The following is a 19737-nucleotide window of genomic DNA, read 5'->3' as shown; positions in this document are numbered from 1 at the left end:
GTGAGCGTTTCGATCAGGCGGGGATGCGCACCGTCGCCCGCAAGCCGCCGAGCGGGCTGTCGTGCAGGCCGACATCGCCGCCATGCGCCCGAGCGATATCGCGGGCGATGGCGAGACCGAGCCCGGAGCCGCCGGCATCCTGGCGCGCATCGTCGAGGCGCACGAACGGCTTGAACACGTCCTCGCGGCTCTCGGGCGGGATGCCGGGCCCGTCGTCGTCGATCGCGATGAGGAAGGCGCGGTGCTCGCGTTTGCCCGAGATCGCAACGGTGTCTGCGTAGCGCGCGGCGTTGGCGGCGAGGTTGAACAGGCAGCGGCGCATCGCATCCGGCCGCACGGTGACGAGCGGGCTGCCCTCGATCTCGACCGCCTCGACATGGGCGCCGAGGCGCTCCACGTCGCTGCGCAGATCCTCCAGCAGGGTCCGCATGTCGGTCTCGGCGGCGGTCTCGGCGGAGTCACCCCGGGCGAAGGCGAGATAGCCCTCGAGCATCCGGCTCATCTCGTCCACGTCGCGCTGGAGATCTTCCACCTCCGGCGTCTGCTCGACCAGGGCGAGCGAGAGCTTGAACCGGGTGATGATGGTGCGAAGGTCGTGGCTCACCCCGTTGAGCATCGCCGTGCGCTGCTCCATCGCGCGCTCGATGCGCCGCTTCATCTCGATGAAGGCGTGCCCCGCCTGCCGGACCTCGCGGGCGCCGCGAGGCTTGAACTCGATCTCGCGGCCCTTGCCGAACCCCTCGGCCACCGCCGAGAGCCGGAGGATCGGCTTGATCTGGTTGCGCAGGAACAGGATCGCCACGCCGAGCAGCACCAGCGAGGAGCCGGTCATCCAGAGCAGGAAGATGTGCGAGTTCGAGGCGTAGGCCTGGTTGCGCCGGGCCGTGACCCGCATCACGCCTTCGGGGATCGCCACCCGGATCTCGATGAGGTTGGAGCGCCCCACCGTATCGATCCAGAACGGGCGCCGGATCTGGCGGCGGATTTCTTCCGACAAGACCTCGTCGAGAATCGAGAAGAACGGGCGCGGCCCCGGATTCGGCAGCTTGGCGCCCTTCAGGATGTCGATGTCGAGGTTCAGCCGCTCCCCGGCGATGCGCGAGAGCGTCTCCGCGTTCCGGTCCTGCGGGTAGGATTCGTAGATGTCCATCAGCGCGGCGACGTCGGCGGTCACCGCCGCCGAGAGCCGGCGGGTCACGAGCTGCCAGTGCCGCTCCATGAAGGTGTAGGCGATCACCGATTGCAGCAGCACCATCGGCGCGATGATGATGATCAGCGAGCGGGCGTAGAGGCCCTTCGGCAAAGCGTCGCCGATGGCGCGGCTGAGGCGCCGCCAGATCTTCCGAACGCGACCGAGCGCCCCGGCGAGGGTGCCGGTTCGAGACGGTGCGGTCGCGGAGGGGCGGGCGGGGGCCGCCATGAAGGCCTCAATCGATGGCGAGGCGGTAGCCGACGCCGCGGACGGTGTGCAGGAAGCTCGGATTGGCCGGGTCCGGCTCGATCTTACGGCGCAGACGGTTGATCTGCACGTCGATGGTCCGCTCGGCCGCCAATCCGCCATTGCCCGCAAGCGTCTCGCGCTCGACATTGCCGCCGCGGGTCTGGGCCAGCATGGTCAGGATTTCGCGCTCGCGCTCGGTGATCTTCACCGGCTCGTTCTCCCGGCGCAACTCGCCCCGGTCGATGCGAAAGCTGAACGGGCCGAAACTGACCGCATCCTCTCCTGAGAAGCGGGCTTCCGGTACGGCGGCGTGGCGGCGGATGATGTTGTTCAGCCGCAGGATCAGCTCGCGCGGCTCGAAGGGCTTGGGCAGATAGTCGTCGGCGCCGATCTCCAAACCCGTGACCCGGTCGTTGGGGTTGGAGCGCGCCGTCAGCATCAGGATCGGTACGCGCGAGGTCTCGCGCACCGAGCGGGCATAGTCGAAACCGCTTTCGCCGGGCATCATCACGTCGAGCACGAGGGCGTCGAACACGAAGCACTGGCCGCGCAGGCGCGCCTCGGCCGCGTTTGCCGCCGCCGTGACCCGGAAACCCTGCTCCGAGAGGAAGCGGGACAGGAGTTCGCGCACCCGCCGGTCGTCATCGACGAGCAGGATATGGGGCGCGTGGTCGGGAAGCTCGGGGCGCACCTTGAGGGCGCTTTCGGCCGACATCAGGCGCGCCCCGTCGTGCGGCGTGCCATCAGCCGGCGGATCGCGGCGCGCTCGGCCGGCTCGATCATCGCGAGCAGGAAATCCTGGGCGGAGGCCGCGCGGGCCTCGCGCCCGCTCTCGGCCTCGTCATCCTCGAACGGCGCATCGAGCGCCCGCACGATCCGCCGGACCTGCACCCGCGTCAGGTCGGCCGTCAGCGCCCGGCCGGACGGGGTGCAGAACAGGAGCCGCTGGCGCCGGTCGCTCGTGCCGGTCTGCTGCTCGACATAGCCCTGGTCGATCAAATCCTTGAGTACCCGGTTGAGGCTCTGTTTGGTGATGCGCAGGATATCGAGGAGTTCGGCGATGGTGAGGCCGGGATAGCGATCGACGAAGTGCAGCACCCGGTGATGCGCCCGGCCGAAGCCGTATTGCGCCAAAATCCGGTCGGGATCGCCGACGAAATCGCGATAGGCGAAGAACAAGAGCTCGATCAGGTCGTCGCTGTCGCCGCCCGCGGCAGGACAGCTCGGGAGGGACGCCTCACCGGGAGCCTGTACCGCCATGTCGGCATCTGGCGTCATCACACGATTCACGTCGTGAAAACCTCGGTCGGCGGCGGATCGCGGGGCTCCGGATAGCCCGGGAAGATAAGTCAGTGTTGTTGACATATCTCAGCCCCGTTGTTACCCGTCAACCCTGCCGGTCCAGCCGCTCGCTGCATCGTTCTGCGTCCGCGCGCCGGCATTTGCCCCACCCGACGACCCCGCGCTTCGCCGAGGCCGCGCAGAGGAACTTCGAGAGATGTCCGTGATTCCCTTCGATGAGCGCGAAGGCACGATCTGGTTCGACGGCGCCATGGTGCCGTGGCGCGAGGCGAAGATCCATGTGCTCAGCCACGGCCTCCACTACGGTTCGTCGGTGTTCGAAGGCGAGCGGGCCTATGGCGGCCGGATCTTCAAGAGCCGCCAGCATTCCGAGCGACTGCACCAGTCGGCCCAGCTCCTCGATTTCGAGATCCCGTACTCGGTCGATCAGATCGAGGCGGCCAAAGCCCAGGTGCTCGCGACAAGCGGCCTGCAGGACGCCTATCTGCGCCCCGTGGCGTGGCGCGGCTCGGAGATGATGGGCGTCGCGGCGCAGAAGAACACCATCCATCTCGCCATCGCCGCCTGGGAATGGCCGAGCTACTTCGATCCGGAGACCAAGATGAAGGGCATCCGGCTCGACATCGCCGATTACCGCCGCCCCGATCCGCGCACCGCGCCTTCCACATCGAAGGCGGCGGGTCTCTACATGATCTGCACGATCTCCAAGCATCGGGCCGAGAACAAGGGCTATGCCGACGCGCTGATGCTCGATTGGGAGGACAACGTCGCCGAATGCACCGGCGCCAACGTCTTCTTCATCGCCGACGGCGTGATCCACACGCCCCAGGCCGACCGCTTTCTCAACGGCATCACCCGCCAGACGGTGATCGAGCTGGCCAAGCGCCGCGGGATCGAGGTGATCGAGCGGCGCATCCGCCCCGAGGAGATGACGGGCTTCTCCGAGTGCTTCATCACCGGCTCGGCTGCCGAGGTGACCCCGGTCTCCGAGATCGGTCCCTACCGCTTCACCCCGGCGGCGCTGACCAAGACGCTGATGGACGACTACCTCGCCGAGGTGCAGCCGCGGGCGGCCGCCGCCTGAGGATTGCAAGATCACCGGTTCCGGGCGCGACTCACCGTGCCCGGAACTTAGCGGAGAGCCCCGCGTTTTTTGGAACAATCCATGAACGAAGGGGTGCCCCGATGACCGGCAAGACGACCAGCAAAACCACCAAGGACCAGGCTGCGGCCGAGAATCCGAAAGTCGACCCGACCGACGAGTCGAACCGGATCAAGGATCCCGATGAGTGGACGACCGGCGCCGAGCCGATGACGGGCGCGCAGGCCTCCTACCTCAAGACCCTGTCCGAGCAGGCCAAGGCACCGGAGGCCTTCGAGGCCGACCTCGACAAGGCGGAGGCCTCCAAGCGCATCGACGCCCTGCGCAAGGACACCGGCAAGGCCTGAATCGGCCAAGAGCATCATCCCGGAAGGCGTTGGCCGACTGTCGGGATGATGCTCGACCGTTTCGCGGGGTGAGGCGGCCCCGAGGCGAGCGGGCGATGGGAGTGGGACACAGGTTCGGCGATCCATCGCCCGTCGCCCCGTTCGCGAACGCAGTGGCCGTCGAATGAGACGTGTCGGCGGGTAATGCCGCCGTTTTCTTCAATTCCCTTAAGCTCGCTGCAAGTTCAGGCTGGCAGAATCAGGTCATTGCCACACCTCCGGGACGATGCGCCGTGTCTCTACTTCCTCCATCCGCGCCCGTCCCGAAATCCGCCTGGCCTTTGTACCGGTCTCTCGTCCGCTTCGCGCGTAATGAATCGGGGGCGACTGCCATCGAGTATGGATTGGTCAGCACCTTCATCGGGATCGCAGTCATCGGCGCCTTCCGCGCGTACGGAACCGCCCTTGGAAGTTTCTTTCCCAAAATCTTCGAACTGTTTGTGTTCGAGTAGTCAGATGCGGGTGGATCAGGCCGGCTTGATCCGGCGGCGCCGGCCCGTTGATCCCTCGATCGAGACAGCGAGATGAATTGTCGTCCGGCGCCGCGACCGGACGAAGCCGAGCGTTGCCAGCCTGGTAAAACCAGCCGTCCGACGTTCCCTATTTCGGCCCGACCGGCTTGCGCCTTGCGGAAGCTGCGTCCCTTCCGGCGGTCGGAGCAGCTCCGGCTCTGGGCTTCGGATCTTCCGGCTTTGGCTGACTCCAGAACGCGTCGAACGCGTCCTTCATTGCCTTGACGTTCTGCTCCTGAACCTCGGCTCCGGTCTGGAGCATCTGCTGGATCACTTCCATCGAGGCCTTGGTCGCATCCGGTGCCGGCGCCGCCTCTGCCTTACGCATGGCCGGGCGCGGCTCGGGCTTGCGCGCCGCAGGCGGGGGAGGGGAGGCCATCTGTCCCGCCGCGGCGGTGAGGCCGTTGAGCCAGTCCGTCCAGAGCGTGCCGACCGGGTAGGTGGGGGGCGCGGGCTCGGCGGCCGGTGTCCCGGCGGGCGGGTTAAGGAGCAGATGGACGATGCCGGCCACGATCATGCCGGCCATGATCGGCAGCATCTGCCTGAGGGCCTGGCTCCCGACGCCGCTCGCCGCCGACGCTTGCTGGATCACCGCCTGAGCGATTATGGGTGAGCCGAACAGGCCTGAAAATAGATCCGCACCGGCCTGTGGCGGCGCTTTTCCCGGCTGGCCGAACCCGAACATGCGCCCGAACCCCATCGGATCGGCCGCAGCGTTGCGTTGCATGCCCATCGACAGCGCCGGCAGCAGCGCCTCCATGGCGCGGCGGGTCTGCTCTGGCGAGAGACCGAATTGCTGCCCGAAGGCCCGCACGCTTGCGTCGCCCTGGCTCTGCAGGATGTCGAACATCGTGTACATGGCCGGGCGCCTCAGCGAGCAGCAACGGTCCGGGTGCCGAACGCCTCCGGGCCTCACCATGACAACGTGTCCATGATGCGAGCCCATCCGCATTCCGGACGCGCACCGGTGATGACTGCCGACACTCACGTCCGAAGGCTCGCCGGAACGGCCTCGGTCGAGAGTGTGTCGCAACCGGGCGAGGCTGGCCAGCGATAACCCCGATTCCGCGGCGATTTCCCTTGGAATAGCCGACAATCAGCCCGTGCCGGCTTCTACGTTCGCTTTTCCGACTGCAGCGATCATTCCGCTGGCGGAAGCGGCCTGCACCGCCGCGTCGGCGGAGGGTGGCTCGGGTGCGGGGCCTGTCGCGAGGCTCATGCCGCGTTCGAGCCGGCCCACGGTGCGGAAGGCGAGGGCGAGGCCGGCCACTCCGAAGGCGATCGAACCGAGGCCGGTGCCGGCGATCACGCCCTCTGGTCCGTACCACGCCGCCCCCACGAGAGCGGGCGGGACGGTGCCCACCGTCGCCCGGCCCCAATTCAGCAGGGTCGAGAGGAAGGGGAAGCCGAGATTGTTGAACGCAGCGTTGGCGAGAAACAGCAGCCCGTTGAAGAACCAGACCGGCCCGCTCACCAGACAGAAAAAGGCGAACAGATCGGCCGCGACGCCCTGAAGCTCGAAGGCGCCGGCCAGCAGCGCCCGCGCGAGGGCGAGGAGCAGCCAGACGACGACGACGTAGAGTGCGGTCACCGCCGCACCGACCCGGAGCACGCCCCGCATCCGGTCGAAGCGCCCGGCGCCCCAGTTCTGGCCGAGGATCGGACCGATCGAGCCCGACATCGCGAACAGCCCGCAGAAGGCGACCGGGGCGAGGCGCTCGATCACCACGTTCCCGGCGATCGCCGGAGGCCCGAAGCCGGACAAGGCGTGCGCCACGAAGGCGCTGGCGATCGAGGGGGCGAGGTTGGTGAGCACCGCCGGCCCGGCGATGCGCGTCACCAGCGGCAGATCGCCGATGACGGCCGTAAGGCGGGGCGGTTCGAGCAACCGGTAGCGCCGGACGCCCGCCCAGCCGACGGCGACGAAGGTGACGCGGGCCACACAGACCGCGAGCGCGGCTCCGTCCACGCCGAGCCCGAGGCCGAAGATCAACAGCGGATCGACGAAGACGGTGATGACGGCGCCGCCGAGGGTGACGTACATCGCCTCCCGCGCCGCGCCGACCGCGCGCAGGAGGCCGGTGAACAGCATGCCCGGCCCAAGCAGCAGGTTCGACGGCAGGCTGATCCAGAGATAGCGCCGGGCGACGTCGAGGGTGTGCCCCTCCGCGCCGATGGCCGAGAGCAGCGGGTCGAGCACCGCGAGCAGGAAGGCGGCCAGCAGAGCCGAGGCGATCACGCAATGGACGGTGACCGAGGTCGCGATCCGCCGCGCGTCGGCCGGATCGTTCGCTCCGATCGCCCGCGAGACCAGGGCGCCGGCCGCGATCATCAGGCCGATATTGAAGGCGATGGCGAAGAACTGGACGATTGAGGCGAAGCCGACCGCGGCGGTGAGCGCCGGGTCGCCGAGCTTCGAGACGTAGAACAGCGACAGCAGATCGACAGCGAAGATCGCCATCAGGCCGACGGAGCCGGTCGCGCTCATCACCACGACGTGTCGCAGGATCGAGGCCCGAGACGAAGCGCGCTGCGCCCTCGTCTCGGTCCGGCACGGCGCCTGTGCCCGCCTCAGGCATTCGGCTCGGCATCCTCGGGTTCGAGCGCGCGGGCGGCGGATTCGTGCGGCTGCTGCTCGATCAGGCCGCGGGTCTCGGCACTCAGCGCCCGTGAGGGGCTTTTCGGCGCGGTGAGCGGCTCGGGCCGCAGTTCCGGCGTGCCGCGCAGCCAGCCGGAGCCGTCCGGCATCGCCCCCGCCTGCTGGAGCACGAGGCGGGCGACGTCGCGCTTTCGCACGTCCTCGACGCGCCGCGCGGCGGCTTCGGCGGGCAATCCCAGGCTCTCAAGGGTGGCGCGGCCGAAGCCGAGGGCGGATTCGACGGTCTCGCGAAGCTGGAAATCGACGTCGCGATTCATCAGCTCGATGGCGTGCGTACGGTCATAGGCCCGCACGTAGGTGCGCACATTCGGGAATTCCTCGTGGACGATGTCGACGATCTTCAAGGCGGCCGGCGCGTCGTCGATGCAGACGCAGATCAGGTCCGCCTTGGCGAGGCCGGAGGCGCGCAGCACGTCGAGCCGGGTGCCGTCGCCGTAATAGATCCGGAAGCCGAAGCTCGTCGCGTTGCGGATCTGCTCGACGTCCTTGTCGATGACGGTGATGTTGATGCCCTCCGCCAGCAGCACCTGCGCCAGGATCTGGCCGAAGCGGCCGAAGCCCACCACCAGCACCCGGGTATCGCCGGATTCCTGCGCCTCTCCGACGTCGGAGGGCGGCTCGGCCTCCTTCGGGCGGCGGGCGATGAGGGCGTCGAGCCCCTTCGCGGCGATGGGCCCGACCAGCATGGTGAGGGCGGCGAGCGCGACGCAGAAGCGGGTCACGTCCGAGGCGAGGATGCGCAGGTCACCCGCCGCCGGCAGGATCACGAAGGCGAACTCGCCGGCCGGCGCCAGCACCGCCGCGCCGCGCAGGGCGTCGAGCCAGGGCGAGCCGAACAGGCGGAACAGCCCGGCGACCAGGGCGATCTTCACCGCGATCGCGGCCATGGTCGCGGCGAGCAGCGCCAGCCAATGGTTGGTGAGCAGGCCGCCGTCGATCGACATGCCGACGCTCATGAAGAACAGACCGAGCAGCATACCGCGGAACGGCTCGATATCGGCCTCGAGCTGATGGCGGAAGTTCGACTCGGCGAGCATCACGCCCGCGAGGAAGGCGCCCATCGCCATGGAGAGGCCGGCCTTCTCCATCACCAGCGCGGTCCCGAGCACCACGAGAAGCGCGGCCGCCGTCATCACCTCGCGTCCGCCCGCCGCCGCGAGCAGGCGGAAGAACGGGTTCAGGCCGTAGCGCCCGACGAGCACCACGCCCGCGACCGCGACCGCGGCGCGGCCGGTGGAGCGCAGGCCCTCGTCGAGCCAGCCGTCCTTCGGCGTGGCGCCGGCCGAGGCGAGCAGCGGCAGCAGCGCCAGGATCGCCACCACCGAGATGTCCTGGAACAAGAGCACCGCGAAGGAGCGCCCGCCATAGGGCGAGCCGAGATCGCCGCGCTCCTCCAGCAATTGCAGCGCGACCGCGGTGGCCGAGAGCGCGATCGCGATGCCGACGACGCTCGCTGCGGCCGGTGTGAGGCCGTAGGCGAGAGCCGCGCCCGCGATGACGAGCGAACACAGGGCCAATTGCGCGGCGCCGAGCCCGAAGATGTCGCGCCGCATCGAGACGAGCCGCGAGATCTCGAGTTCGAGCCCGACGATGAAGAGCAGCAGCACCACGCCGATCTCGGCGACGCTCGCTGCCGTCTCGGGCTCCGCGATCAGGGAAAAGCCGGCCGGGCCGATCACCACGCCGGCGACGAGGTAGCCCAGCACCGCGCTCTGGCCGAGCAGGCGCACGAGCGGCACGCCGATCACCGCCGCCGACAGGAAGGTCAGCACCGGCGGCAGGAAGCTGGCGTGGTCCGTGGCGCTCGCCATGAAAGCCCGTTGCCTCGCTGGTTCCAGATGGGAGAAGGGCTTCCCTTAGGACATCGTCCCGAAAGCTGGCCACCGGCTTTCGGAAAAAGACGATGTCAAAACAAGAGCCGTGCGCATCGCGAGGGCGATTCGCGTGTCGTTCGTCACATGCCCGGCCCCACCGGTACCGGTGGGGCCGGGCCGGCACCGTTACCACAGGAGCGTCGATGCAGGCCCCCTGGGCGGAGGGTGGGGGTCACGGATCGCGTCGTGTGTGCTAAGCAAATGATGACGGACAGGCGCAGGCCTGTCGCGGCTTTCGGGCTGGCCGCAGTTGACAGACCCGGCCACCCCTCTCCACATCCGTCGGATCATGAGCGCTGACACCATCAACCTCACCGCCGACCCGAACAGGGTCCCGCATCCGGCCGTGACGGGCGACAAGCCGCCACTGGAGATCCTCCTGTGCGCCCCCCGCGGCTTCTGCGCCGGCGTGGTGCGCGCCATCGACGTGGTCGAGCGGGCGCTGGCGATCTACGGAGCGCCGGTCTACGTCCGCCACGAGATCGTCCACAACAAATACGTGGTCGAGACCCTGAAGCGGAAGGGCGCCGTGTTCGTGCGGGAGCTGGACGAGGTGCCCGATAGCGGCGCCCCCGTCATCTTCTCCGCCCATGGCGTCGCCAAGACCGTGCCGCAGAACGCCGATGCGCGCGGCCTCACCACCATCGACGCGACCTGCCCGCTGGTGACCAAGGTCCACCGCGAGGCCGAGATCCATCACAAGCGCGGGCGCCACGTCCTGCTCGTGGGCCATTCCGGCCACCCGGAAGTCGTCGGCACCATGGGTCAGTTGCCCAAGGGGTCGATCACCCTGGTCGAGGACATCGACCAGATTGATGCGCTGAACCCGCCGGCCGACCAGGCGCTGGCCTGGGTGACGCAGACGACCCTGTCGATCGACGACACCAAGCATATCGTCGAGGCGCTGAAGGCCAAGTTCACCGGCATCCACGGCCCGCACAAGGACGACATCTGCTACGCCACCACCAACCGCCAGGAAGCGGTCAAGGAAGTCGCGCCGCGGGTCGATGCCCTGATCGTGGTGGGTTCGTCGAACTCTTCGAACTCGCAGCGCCTGCGCGAGGTCGCCGAGCGGGCCGGCTGTCCCATCACCCGCCTCGTCCTGCGTGCCGAGGAGATCGATTGGGATGCCTTCAAGGATATCCGCCGCCTCGGCCTCACCGCCGGCGCGTCTGCGCCGGAGGTTCTGGTCGAAGAGATCATCGACGCCTTCGCCGCGCGCTTCGACGTGACGGTGGATCAGGTGTCGGTCACCGTCGAGGACATGTCCTTCCCGCTGCCGCGCGAGCTGCGCAGCGAAGCCGCCGAATAGGGCGGACGACACGCCGGCCCCCGAGCGGAGGCCGGCCGAACGACCTCCAGGGGCGCCCATGGCGCCCCTTTCTCTTGTCTGAAACCGGCAGCGGCACCGTGGCGGTCTACACCGACGTATCCGACGAGGCGCTGCGCGCCTTCCTCAGAGAGTACGAACTCGGCGATTTGCTCTCCTACAAGGGCATCGCGGAAGGCGTCGAGAACTCGAACTTCTTCCTGCATACGAGCACGGGCAACTACATCCTCACCCTCTACGAGAAGCGGGTGAACGCGGCGGATCTGCCCTTCTTCATCAACCTGATGGGCCATCTGGCACGGGCCGGCCTCGCCTGTCCGCAACCGGTCCGCAACCGCGCCGGTACTGCCCTCGGGCATCTCTGCGGCCGGCCTGCGGCGATCGTCACCTTCCTCGAAGGCGTGTCGTTGAGCCGCCCGAACGCCGAGCATTGCCGGGCGCTCGGCGCTGCGCTGGCGGGGCTTCACGCCGCCGGCCGCGATTTTCCGATGGTGCGCGCGAACAATCTGTCGGTGGAAGCGTGGCGCCCGCTCTTCGTGCAGGCTGAAGCGCAGGCCGATACCGTGGCGCCCGGCCTCGCGGCCCGCACCCGCGCCGACCTCGATTGGCTCGAGGCGTCGTGGCCGCAAGGGCTGCCGGCCGGCGTCATCCACGCCGACCTTTTCACCGACAACGTGTTCTTCATCGGCGACGCCGTGTCGGGCCTGATCGACTTCTACTTCGCCTGCACCGACGCCTTCGCCTACGATCTGGCGATCAGCCTCAACGCGTGGTGCTTCGACGCCGACGGCACCTTCCACCGCGACAAGGCGGGTGCGATGATCGCGGGCTACGATGCGGTGCGGGCGCTCGAACCGGCCGAAATCGCGGCGCTGCCGATCCTGGCGCGGGGCGCGGCCATGCGGTTCATGCTGACCCGCCTCGTGGACTGGCTCAATGTGCCGCCCGGCGCCCTGGTGCAGCCCAAGGACCCGCTGGAATACGACCGCCGTCTCGCCTTCCACCGCACCGCGACCGACGCGCGGGATTACGGCTGGGAGAAGTAAGACGGATCGAACCCTCCCCGGTGCCGGGGAGGGCTCATGTCGGGTGGCTCAGAGCACCTTCAGCAGGGCTTCGGCGCCCGAGACCTCGGCCTTGGACGGGGTGTCCTCGACGTTGAGGATCCGCACCACGCCGTCATCGACGAGCATCGCGTAGCGCTGGGAGCGCGGGCCGAGGCCGAAGCCCGAGCCGTCCATTTCCAGGCCGATCGCCTTGGCGAATTCGGCATTGCCGTCGGCCAGGAACTCGATGCCCTCGGCGCCGCTCTGCTGCTGCCACGCGTTGAGCACGAAGATGTCGTTGACCGAGGTCACGGCGATCGCATCGATGCCGCGGGCCAGGATCTCCTCGCGCTTGGCGACGAAGCCCGGCAGGTGGTTGCGGTGGCAGGCCGGGGTGAAGGCGCCCGGCACGCCGACCAGCACGACGCGGCGCCCCTTGAACACGTCGTCGGTCGTCTTGGCCTGCGGACCGTCCGGCCCGTTCACCCGGAAGGTGGCCTGGGGCAGGTGATCGCCAACCTGAATCGTCATCCGTGCTCTCCTCGCAAAAGCCGCGAACCGTTAGACGCGCTTCGCGCGACTGTCGAGGCACGGCCGCGCCGCGTGCGCGTTTGCCTTATGGATCAATGACGGCCAGCGCAGTAGCATAGTCCCATGCAGACGCCCGATCCCTCGCTCAAAGACACGGCCTATCTCGACGGCCAGTTCCTCGTGGCCATGCCGGGGATCGGCGACGAGCGCTTCGCGCGCTCGGTGATCTATCTCTGCGCGCACTCGGCGGACGGGGCGATGGGCATCATTGTCAACAAGCCGGTCGCGGATCTGAGCATGCCGGATCTCCTGATCCAGCTCGACATTGCCAGCGAGTCCGACGCGATCCGCCTGCGCGAGCGCGTCGGTCACATGCCGGTGCTGATGGGAGGACCGGTCGATGCCAAGCGCGGCTTCGTGCTCCACACCGCCGACTTCCACATCGATCAATCGACGCTGCAGATCGACGAGGGCGTGTGCCTCACAGCGACGGTGGAGATCCTGCGCGCCATCGCCGACGGACGCGGACCCTCGAACGCCGTGCTGGCGCTCGGCTATGCCGGCTGGCAGGCGGGCCAGTTGGAGAACGAGATCCTGGCCAATGGCTGGCTGAACTGCCCGGCCGATCCGGACCTGATCTTCGATCCGGGGCTCGGTACCAAGTACGATCAGGTCCTCAAGGCGATCGGCATCGATCCCGCCATGCTCTCGGCGGAAGCCGGACGGGCCTGAGGCGAGGCCCGTCCGTCGGCGAACGTTGCGAGGTTTTCTACACCCGACCGTGCACGAGGTTGTGGATGAAGCCGAGCTTCGTCACCACCGCCGGGCCGAGCACGAACGGATAGAGGTCGCCCTCGCCCATGGTGCGGCTGACGCTGTTCATCGCGAAGACGAAGGGCAGCCACGCATCGATGATCTGCTCGACTGTCTCGGCCGCGTAGGGGTCGAAATCCACCCGTGTGGCGAGTTCGCCCTCGACATCGGCCTTGGGCTTCACCTGCATGCCGAAGGCGCTCGCCATCTCCAGCGTATCGACGATGTGGAGATAGTGGGCCCAGGTCTCGGCGAAGTCCTCCCACGGATGGGTGGTGGCGTAGGCCGAGACGAAGTTCTCCTGCCAGTTCGGCGGCGGACCCTGATTGTAGTGGCGCTGGAGCGAAGCGCCGTAATCCTGCGAGTCGTCTCCGAACACCGCCCGGCACGGCTCCAGCTTGCCGGCGTCGCGCACGAGGATGTCCCAGTAATGGTGGCCGACCTCGTGGCGGAAATGGCCGAGGAGCGTCCGGTAGGGCTCGCCCATCGAGGTGCGGCGCTTCTCGCGCTCGGCTGGGTCGGCCTCGACCAGGGCGATGGTGATGATGCCGTTCTCGTGGCCGGTCATCACCTTGGGGCCGCTCGAATCCGGCGAGTCGGCCAGGAAGTTGAAGATCAGCCCGTGCTCGGGATCCTCGGCGCGGGTCTTCAGCGGCAGGTTCCAGCGCAGCAGGGTGTAGAACAGCCGGTGCTTGGCATGCTCCATCTCGCGCCAGCGCTCCAGATTCACCGGTTCGTTCACATCCGGCACGGTGCCGTTATGGCGGCAGGCGAGGCAGAAGGCGTCGGTCGTACCCGGCGGCACCATCCAGTTGCAGGCGTCGTGCGCGGCGTTGGTGCAGAAGAAGCCCGGGCGATCCGGCGCAGCGAGCGGCGTCCAGGTGTTGTCACCCGCAGGCTCGAGGGCCGAGATACGGCCGAGCTGCGGCAGGTAGGCGAGCCGATGGCCGCAGCGCTCGCAGGAGCGGTTCTCGAAATAGAGGACGTTGTCGCAGGACTGGCAGCGAAAGAGTTTCATCGGCTCACAGGACATTGACGCCCTGTCCCGAATCCAGTGCGGGCCGGATCGGGAAACGGGACGCGCCGGGCACAAGGCTCGGAGGCGGCGGGGATTGGCCGCCAACCAAGCCGCGAACACGCTCACCGTTCCGCGAGCGACAATGTTTTTCTTCCCCCCGACCGCCGCGTGCGCGGAGGCCGGTCAGCCTGCGGCCAAGGCCTCCGCGATCGCCGCGAGAGCGGCGTCCGCACCGGCGCCGTCCGGGCCGCCGGCCTGGGCCATGTCGCGCCGTCCGCCGCCGCCCTTGCCGCCGAGGTGGCCAGCACCGGCGCGCACCAGTCCGACCGCGTCGTAGCGCTCGGTCAGATCCTCGGTGACGCCGACGACGAGCCCGGCCTTGCCGTCCGCGGAGACGCCAACGAGGGCGACGATGCCCGAGCCGAGGCGGGTCTTGCCCTCGTCGGCGAGACCTTTCAGATCCCGCATCTCGACGCCCTCGACCACCCGGGCCATCAACTTCACGCCGTTGATCTCACGGGCTTCGTCGCCGCCGCCCGAGGCTCCGCCCATGGCGATCTTCTTGCGCGCATCCGCCAGCTCCTTTTCGAGGCGGCGACGCTCCTCGATGAGCGTGGAGAGGCGCTCTGGCACGTCCGAGACCGGCGCCTTGAGCAGGCCGGCGAGCTGGCTCAGTGTGCGGCTCTCGGTGGCGCGGTGGCGACGGGCGGCGGTGCCGGTCATCGCCTCGATCCGGCGCACGCCGGCGCCGACCGCGCTCTCGCCGAGCACGGTGATCTGGCCGATCTCGCCGAGCTGCGAGACATGGGTGCCGCCGCACAATTCGATCGAGAAGTTCGGCAGGCGGCCTTCGACCTCGCGGCCCTCGTCATCCACGGGCCGGCCCATGGAGACGACGCGGACTTCATCGCCGTACTTCTCGCCGAACAGGGCGCGGGCGCCCGACTCGATCGCCTCGTCCACGGCCATCAGCTTCGTGACCACCGGCGCGTTCTGGAGCAGGACCGCGTTGGCGATCTCCTCGACGCGGCTCAGCTCCGCCTCGTCAATGGGCTTGGGGTGGCTGATGTCGAAGCGCAGGCGCTCGGGCGCGACGAGCGAGCCCTTCTGGGCAACGTGGTCACCGAGCACCTGACGCAGGGCTTCGTGGAGGAGGTGGGTCGCCGAGTGGTTGGCGCGGATCGCGGCGCGGCGCGCGTGATCGACCTTCAGCTCCACCGCCGCCCCGACGGCGAGCGTACCCTCCTCGACCGTGACATGGTGCACGAACAGGTCGCCGAGCTTCTTTTCCGTACCGGTGACGCGTGCCTTGAGGCCGGGCCCGGAGATCGTGCCGGTATCGCCGACCTGACCGCCGGATTCGCCGTAGAACGGGGTCTGGTTGGCGACGACGATGCCGTTCTCGCCCGCCTCCAGTGTTTCGACTTCGCTGCCGTCGCGCAGAAGGGCGCCGATGACGGCTTCGGCCGCTTCCGTGTCATATCCCAGATATTCGGTGGCGCCGGTGCGTTCCTTGATGCCGAACCAGACCGTCTCGGTCGCGGCCTCGCCCGAGCCCTGCCACGCGGCCCGCGCCGCCTGCTTCTGGCGCAGCATCGCCGCGTCGAAGGCCTTCGTGTCGACGCCGATGCCACGCGCCTTCAGCGCGTCCTGCGTCAGGTCGAGCGGGAAGCCGTAGGTGTCGTAGAGCGTGAAGGCCGTCTCGCCGGACAGGTTCTGGCCGGCCGCGAGATCGCGGGTCTCGGTGTCGAGGATGGCGAGGCCGCGCTCCAGGGTCTTGCGGAAGCGGCCTTCCTCCAGCCGGAGGGTCTCGGAGATCAGCGCCTCGCTGCGGGCGAGTTCGGGGAAGGCCTGTCCCATCTCGCGCACGAGGGTCGGCACGAGGCGGTACATGACGGGATCGCGGGCGCCGAGCAGTTCGAGATGGCGCATGGCCCGGCGCATGATCCGGCGCAGCACGTAGCCGCGGCCCTCGTTCGACGGCAGCACGCCGTCGGCAATCAGGAACGAGGTCGAGCGCAGGTGGTCGGCGATGACGCGGTAGGAGGCGCGCGTCGACGGCTCCGGTGCTCGCGACACGGCGTGGGCCACCGCATCGATCAGCGCGCGGAACAGGTCGGTGTCGTAATTCGAATGGACGCCCTGGAGGATGGCGGCCATCCGCTCCAGGCCCATGCCGGTATCGATCGAGGGCCGGGGCAGGGAGTTCCGCACCCCCGGCTCGACCTGCTCGTACTGCATGAACACGAGGTTCCAGAATTCGAGGAAGCGGTCGCCATCCTCGTCCGGAGAACCGGGCGGTCCGCCCGCCAGCGTCGGGCCCTGGTCGATGAAGATTTCCGAGCACGGGCCGCAGGGGCCGGTATCGCCCATCTGCCAGAAGTTGTCGGAGGTGCCGATCCGGATGATCTTCTCATCCGAGAAGCCGGCGATCTTCCGCCACAGGCCCGCGGCCTCCTCGTCGTCCGCGTAGACGGTGACGAGGAGCTTTTCCGGCGACAGGCCGAACTCCTTGGTGATCAGCGTCCAAGCGAGCTCGATCGCGTCGGCCTTGAAGTAGTTGCCGAACGAAAAGTTGCCGAGCATCTCGAAGAAGGTGTGATGCCGCGCGGTGTAGCCGACATTGTCGAGGTCGTTGTGCTTGCCCCCGGCGCGGACGCATTTCTGCGAAGAGGTCGCCTTGACGTAGGGACGCTTCTCGACCCCGGTGAAGACGTTCTTGAACTGCACCATGCCGGCGTTCGTGAACATCAGCGTAGGGTCGTTCTTCGGCACGAGCGAGGACGAGGGTACCACCGCGTGCCCGGCATCCCGGAAGTAGTCCAGGAAGGTCGATCGGATCTCGTTGACGCCGCTCATCGGATAGGCTCGAACATCATGTCGCGTCGGGGAGCCGGCTGAGGACAGCACGGCGGTCAGTCTCGCGCCCTCATACGGGCCCAAGCTTTGCGAGTCACGTCGGCTCATTGCGCGGCCCAGCGCGACCCCTCAGTTCGGTGAGGTAGCTGCGCAGCAGCGTGACCCGCCGTGGGCGGAAGCTGGTGCCCGCCATCCGCACGTCTTCGATGCGATCCAGCCGGAACATGCGGAACGCCTCGCGCAGGCAACACCACGCCAGCAGGGTCATCTTGCTGTCGAGATAGACGATGGAGAGCGGCAGGATCTGCCGCTCGGTGACCGCGCCGTCCTTGTCGCTGTAGCGAAGCGCCAGAGCCTCCTCCCGCCAGCACGCGGCCCGGATCGTCTCCATGTCGGGGATCTTGGAGAAGCGGGCCTCGGAGCGGCGGACCTGCGAGACCGCGTGGAGCAGGTGCTGCTCGGCCCGGTCGGGCAGGGTGGCGGCGACCTTGGCCAGCGCCGAAGCGGCGGCCTGGGCCAAGGCCGGGTCGCCCATATGACGGACCTCGGCGAGACCGAGAACCAGCGCCTCGATCTCCGTTCGATCGAAGGTTTGCTGCGGAAGGGCAACGTCCTCGATCAGACGGTAGCCGTAGCCGCGCTCGCCATCGATCCGGGCGCCGGCGGCGCGCAGGCTGTCGATATCGCGATAGAGGGAGCGCAGCGACACGCCGGTTTCCTCGGCCAGCCGCGCGGCGGTGACCGGCGAGGGCAGGACGCGCATCGCGTGCAGTAGACGGAAGAGTCGATCGGTTCGCGCCATCGCCCAACTGACGGAAACTGGCAGGTGCCCTGGACTAAACCCTGGCTTGGCAACCCGCCAGCCAGAGGCCACCGATGATCACGCTGTTCCACGCCCCGCAAAGCCGCTCGACCCGCATCGTCGCGCTCCTCAAGGACCTCGACGCACTCGATGCCGTGCGGATCGAAACCGTCACGATCCCGCGCATGGACGGCTCGGGCGCGCGCGACCCGCGCAACCCGCACCCGGAAGGCAAGGTGCCGCTCCTCGACCACGACGGCGTCCTGGTGCGGGAGTCGAGCGCCATCATCCAGTACTTGGCCGAGCTGTTTCCGAAGACCGGCTTGGGCATCCCCGCCGGCCACCCGCAGCGCGGTACCTATCTCGGCTGGCTCGCTTGGTACGCCGGCGTCGTCGAGCCGGTCCTGACGTTGGAGGCCATCGGGCTCGATCATCCCGCCATCGCGCGCACCTTCCGCACGAGCGCCGACATCAAGGCACGGCTCGCCGAAACGTTGAAGGACAGGCCCTTCCTGCTCGGCGACCACTTCAGTGCCGCCGACCTCCTCCTGCACTCGCCCTACGCCTGGTTCGGCAAGCCCGGCGAGCCGACCATCGACGCCTGGGTCGATCGCTGCACGGACCGGCCCGGCGCGCGGTTCGCGGCCGAGTTCGACGCGAGGCATGCGGCGGCCTGACCGCTCGCCCTCGGCGCAGAACAAAGCCCGCCGCGATCGCTCGCGACGGGCTTCATTTATTCTACCGGTGAAGCGAGGCGCTTTACGCCTCACCCTCATCGAGATCGTCGGCGGTCGGCTTGGCCGTCTCGAGAATCCGGTCGGCGACCAGTCCCGAGTTCTGGCGGATCGAGGCTTCGATCTTGTTGGCGATGTCGGGGTTGTCGCGAAGGAAGCCCTTCGAGTTCTCGCGACCCTGGCCGAGGCGCTGGCTGTCGTAGGAGAACCACGCGCCCGACTTCTCGACGATGCCGGCTTTCACGCCGAGGTCGATCAGCTCGCCGACCTTCGACACGCCCTCGCCGAACATGATGTCGAACTCGACCTGCTTGAAGGGCGGCGCGACCTTGTTCTTGACGACCTTGACGCGCACCGAGTTGCCGATGGCCTCGTCGCGATCCTTCAGCGTCGAGACGCGACGGATATCGAGGCGCACCGAGGCATAGAACTTCAGCGCGTTGCCGCCGGTGGTCGTCTCGGGGCTGCCGTACATCACGCCGATCTTCATGCGGATCTGGTTGATGAAGATCACCATGCAGTTCGAGCGCGAGATCGAGCCGGTGAGCTTGCGCAGGGCCTGGCTCATCAGGCGGGCTTGGAGGCCCGGCTGGCTCTCGCCCATCTCGCCCTCGATCTCGGCGCGCGGCGTCAGCGCGGCGACCGAATCGACCACCAGCACGTCGATGGCACCGGAGCGCACCAGCGTGTCGGTGATTTCGAGCGCCTGTTCGCCGGTATCGGGCTGCGAGATCAGCAGGTCGTCGAGGTTGACGCCGAGCTTGCGCGCATAGACCGGGTCGAGGGCATGCTCCGCATCCACGAAGGCGCAGACGCCGCCCTTCTTCTGAGCCTCGGCAATCGTGTGGAGCGCGAGCGTCGTCTTGCCCGACGATTCGGGCCCGTAGATCTCGACCACCCGGCCGCGCGGCAGGCCGCCGACGCCGAGCGCGATGTCGAGGCCGAGCGAGCCCGTGGAGATGGTCTCGACCTCCTGCACCTTGTCGGACTTGCCGAGGCGCATGATCGAGCCTTTGCCGAAGGCCCGCTCGATCTGCGTCAGCGCAGCCTCGATCGCCTTGGACTTGTCCTTGTCGGCTGCTGCCATTGTCGAGGAATCCACCATCTTCAGCGCAGGCTGGGCCATCGCAAGGCTTCCTTATGCATGGGAGGGGCACGGCGCTCAATCCGCCGGAGCTGATGGATTTCGTACTTGTTTTGTTCTCAATGCGCAAGCCCGTCGTCGCGGCTTACGCACCTAAGAAGAGAACGTGGAAGCGAAGCCGTCGGTCGCAATCGCCCGCGACGACACCGACCGTTGAATGCCCTCCACCCGATGTCGCCTTGAG

At 68.1% G+C, this 19737-nt stretch carries 17 protein-coding genes and 1 pseudogene; 7 read left to right on the top strand and 11 right to left on the bottom strand.

Going from position 1 to position 19737, the window contains the following annotated elements; all coding sequences use genetic code 11:
* Nucleotides 1–13 precede the first annotated feature (13 nt).
* Genes M2437_RS20475 through M2437_RS20465 form a run of 3 tightly spaced genes read right to left on the bottom strand, consistent with a single transcriptional unit; the run spans nucleotide 14 to nucleotide 2719 of the window.
* Nucleotides 14–1420: an ATP-binding protein gene (locus M2437_RS20475; RefSeq protein ID WP_012253983.1), complete on the bottom strand. Its 1407-nt coding sequence runs from the start codon at nucleotides 1418–1420 to the stop codon at nucleotides 14–16.
* Nucleotides 1421–1427: 7 nt separating this feature from the next.
* Entirely contained in the window at nucleotides 1428–2156 is a 729-nt protein-coding gene (locus M2437_RS20470) for a response regulator (RefSeq protein ID WP_015822932.1), read from the bottom strand.
* Nucleotides 2156–2719, bottom strand: a complete 564-nt coding sequence (locus M2437_RS20465) for a MarR family winged helix-turn-helix transcriptional regulator (protein ID WP_373691156.1) — start codon at nucleotides 2717–2719, stop codon at nucleotides 2156–2158. Before M2437_RS20465 ends, M2437_RS20470 begins: the two co-directional genes overlap by 1 nt.
* A 220-nt stretch (nucleotides 2720–2939) precedes the next feature.
* Here M2437_RS20465 and M2437_RS20460 point away from each other — a divergent pair, with 220 nt between their 5' ends.
* From M2437_RS20460 to M2437_RS20450, 3 genes are all read left to right on the top strand, one after another.
* Nucleotides 2940–3827, top strand: coding sequence for a branched-chain amino acid aminotransferase (locus tag M2437_RS20460; RefSeq protein ID WP_253388532.1), 888 nt, complete (start codon nucleotides 2940–2942; stop codon nucleotides 3825–3827).
* 101 nt (nucleotides 3828–3928) lie between these two features.
* Complete coding sequence (locus M2437_RS20455; RefSeq protein WP_003600718.1) at nucleotides 3929–4192, top strand: DUF3072 domain-containing protein; 264 nt, start codon at nucleotides 3929–3931, stop codon at nucleotides 4190–4192.
* Between the two features lie 170 nt (nucleotides 4193–4362).
* Entirely contained in the window at nucleotides 4363–4683 is a 321-nt protein-coding gene (locus M2437_RS20450) for a Flp family type IVb pilin (RefSeq protein WP_309247839.1), read from the top strand.
* A gap of 148 nt (nucleotides 4684–4831) precedes the next feature.
* On the opposite strand, the gene M2437_RS20445 is transcribed toward M2437_RS20450, so the two are convergent.
* From M2437_RS20445 to M2437_RS20435, 3 genes and pseudogenes are all read right to left on the bottom strand, one after another.
* The gene (locus tag M2437_RS20445; protein WP_373691186.1) at nucleotides 4832–5602 is read right to left on the bottom strand and encodes a DUF937 domain-containing protein; all 771 of its coding nucleotides are present in this window, start codon (nucleotides 5600–5602) and stop codon (nucleotides 4832–4834) included.
* A 237-nt stretch (nucleotides 5603–5839) separates the two neighbouring features.
* Nucleotides 5840–7322: pseudogene (locus M2437_RS20440) on the bottom strand (MATE family efflux transporter).
* Complete coding sequence (locus M2437_RS20435; protein WP_003600715.1) at nucleotides 7315–9213, bottom strand: monovalent cation:proton antiporter-2 (CPA2) family protein; 1899 nt, start codon at nucleotides 9211–9213, stop codon at nucleotides 7315–7317. The pseudogene M2437_RS20440 and the gene M2437_RS20435 overlap by 8 nt, the downstream one beginning before the upstream one ends.
* A 352-nt stretch (nucleotides 9214–9565) precedes the next feature.
* On the opposite strand from M2437_RS20435, the gene ispH reads away from it, so the two are divergent.
* Complete coding sequence (gene ispH, locus M2437_RS20430; protein ID WP_003600714.1) at nucleotides 9566–10588, top strand: 4-hydroxy-3-methylbut-2-enyl diphosphate reductase; 1023 nt, start codon at nucleotides 9566–9568, stop codon at nucleotides 10586–10588.
* A gap of 98 nt (nucleotides 10589–10686) precedes the next feature.
* Nucleotides 10687–11652: a homoserine kinase gene (gene thrB / locus M2437_RS20425; RefSeq protein WP_015822938.1), complete on the top strand. Its 966-nt coding sequence runs from the start codon at nucleotides 10687–10689 to the stop codon at nucleotides 11650–11652.
* Between the two features lie 48 nt (nucleotides 11653–11700).
* Here the strand turns inward: thrB and M2437_RS20420 are convergent, their stop codons facing one another.
* Nucleotides 11701–12183, bottom strand: a complete 483-nt coding sequence (locus tag M2437_RS20420) for a peroxiredoxin (RefSeq protein ID WP_003600710.1) — start codon at nucleotides 12181–12183, stop codon at nucleotides 11701–11703.
* A 123-nt stretch (nucleotides 12184–12306) separates the two neighbouring features.
* Here M2437_RS20420 and M2437_RS20415 point away from each other — a divergent pair, with 123 nt between their 5' ends.
* Nucleotides 12307–12915 carry a YqgE/AlgH family protein gene (locus M2437_RS20415; protein ID WP_003600708.1) on the top strand — a complete coding sequence of 203 codons (609 nt, stop codon included), beginning with the start codon at nucleotides 12307–12309 and terminating at the stop codon, nucleotides 12913–12915.
* Nucleotides 12916–12952: 37 nt separating this feature from the next.
* Here M2437_RS20415 and M2437_RS20410 read toward each other — a convergent pair whose 3' ends face one another.
* The 3 genes from M2437_RS20410 to M2437_RS20400 form a co-directional block, all read right to left on the bottom strand.
* Nucleotides 12953–14014: a zinc-binding metallopeptidase family protein gene (locus M2437_RS20410; RefSeq protein ID WP_253388529.1), complete on the bottom strand. Its 1062-nt coding sequence runs from the start codon at nucleotides 14012–14014 to the stop codon at nucleotides 12953–12955.
* A gap of 183 nt (nucleotides 14015–14197) precedes the next feature.
* Entirely contained in the window at nucleotides 14198–16873 is a 2676-nt protein-coding gene (alaS, locus tag M2437_RS20405; protein ID WP_253388528.1) for an alanine--tRNA ligase, read from the bottom strand.
* Nucleotides 16874–16967: 94 nt separating this feature from the next.
* Nucleotides 16968–17675, bottom strand: coding sequence for a helix-turn-helix transcriptional regulator (locus M2437_RS20400; protein WP_253388527.1), 708 nt, complete (start codon nucleotides 17673–17675; stop codon nucleotides 16968–16970).
* A gap of 74 nt (nucleotides 17676–17749) precedes the next feature.
* Here M2437_RS20400 and M2437_RS20395 point away from each other — a divergent pair, with 74 nt between their 5' ends.
* The gene (locus tag M2437_RS20395) at nucleotides 17750–18352 is read left to right on the top strand and encodes a glutathione S-transferase family protein (RefSeq protein ID WP_253388526.1); all 603 of its coding nucleotides are present in this window, start codon (nucleotides 17750–17752) and stop codon (nucleotides 18350–18352) included.
* An 82-nt stretch (nucleotides 18353–18434) separates the two neighbouring features.
* Here the strand turns inward: M2437_RS20395 and recA are convergent, their stop codons facing one another.
* Nucleotides 18435–19514: a recombinase RecA gene (gene recA / locus M2437_RS20390; protein ID WP_373691185.1), complete on the bottom strand. Its 1080-nt coding sequence runs from the start codon at nucleotides 19512–19514 to the stop codon at nucleotides 18435–18437.
* Nucleotides 19515–19737 lie beyond the last annotated feature (223 nt).

This window comes from Methylorubrum pseudosasae (assembly GCF_029504475.1).
Classification (GTDB): Bacteria; Pseudomonadota; Alphaproteobacteria; order Rhizobiales; family Beijerinckiaceae; genus Methylobacterium; species Methylobacterium extorquens.
Note: the sequence above shows the minus strand (reverse complement) of the source record. Positions and strands in the feature narration are given on the sequence as shown.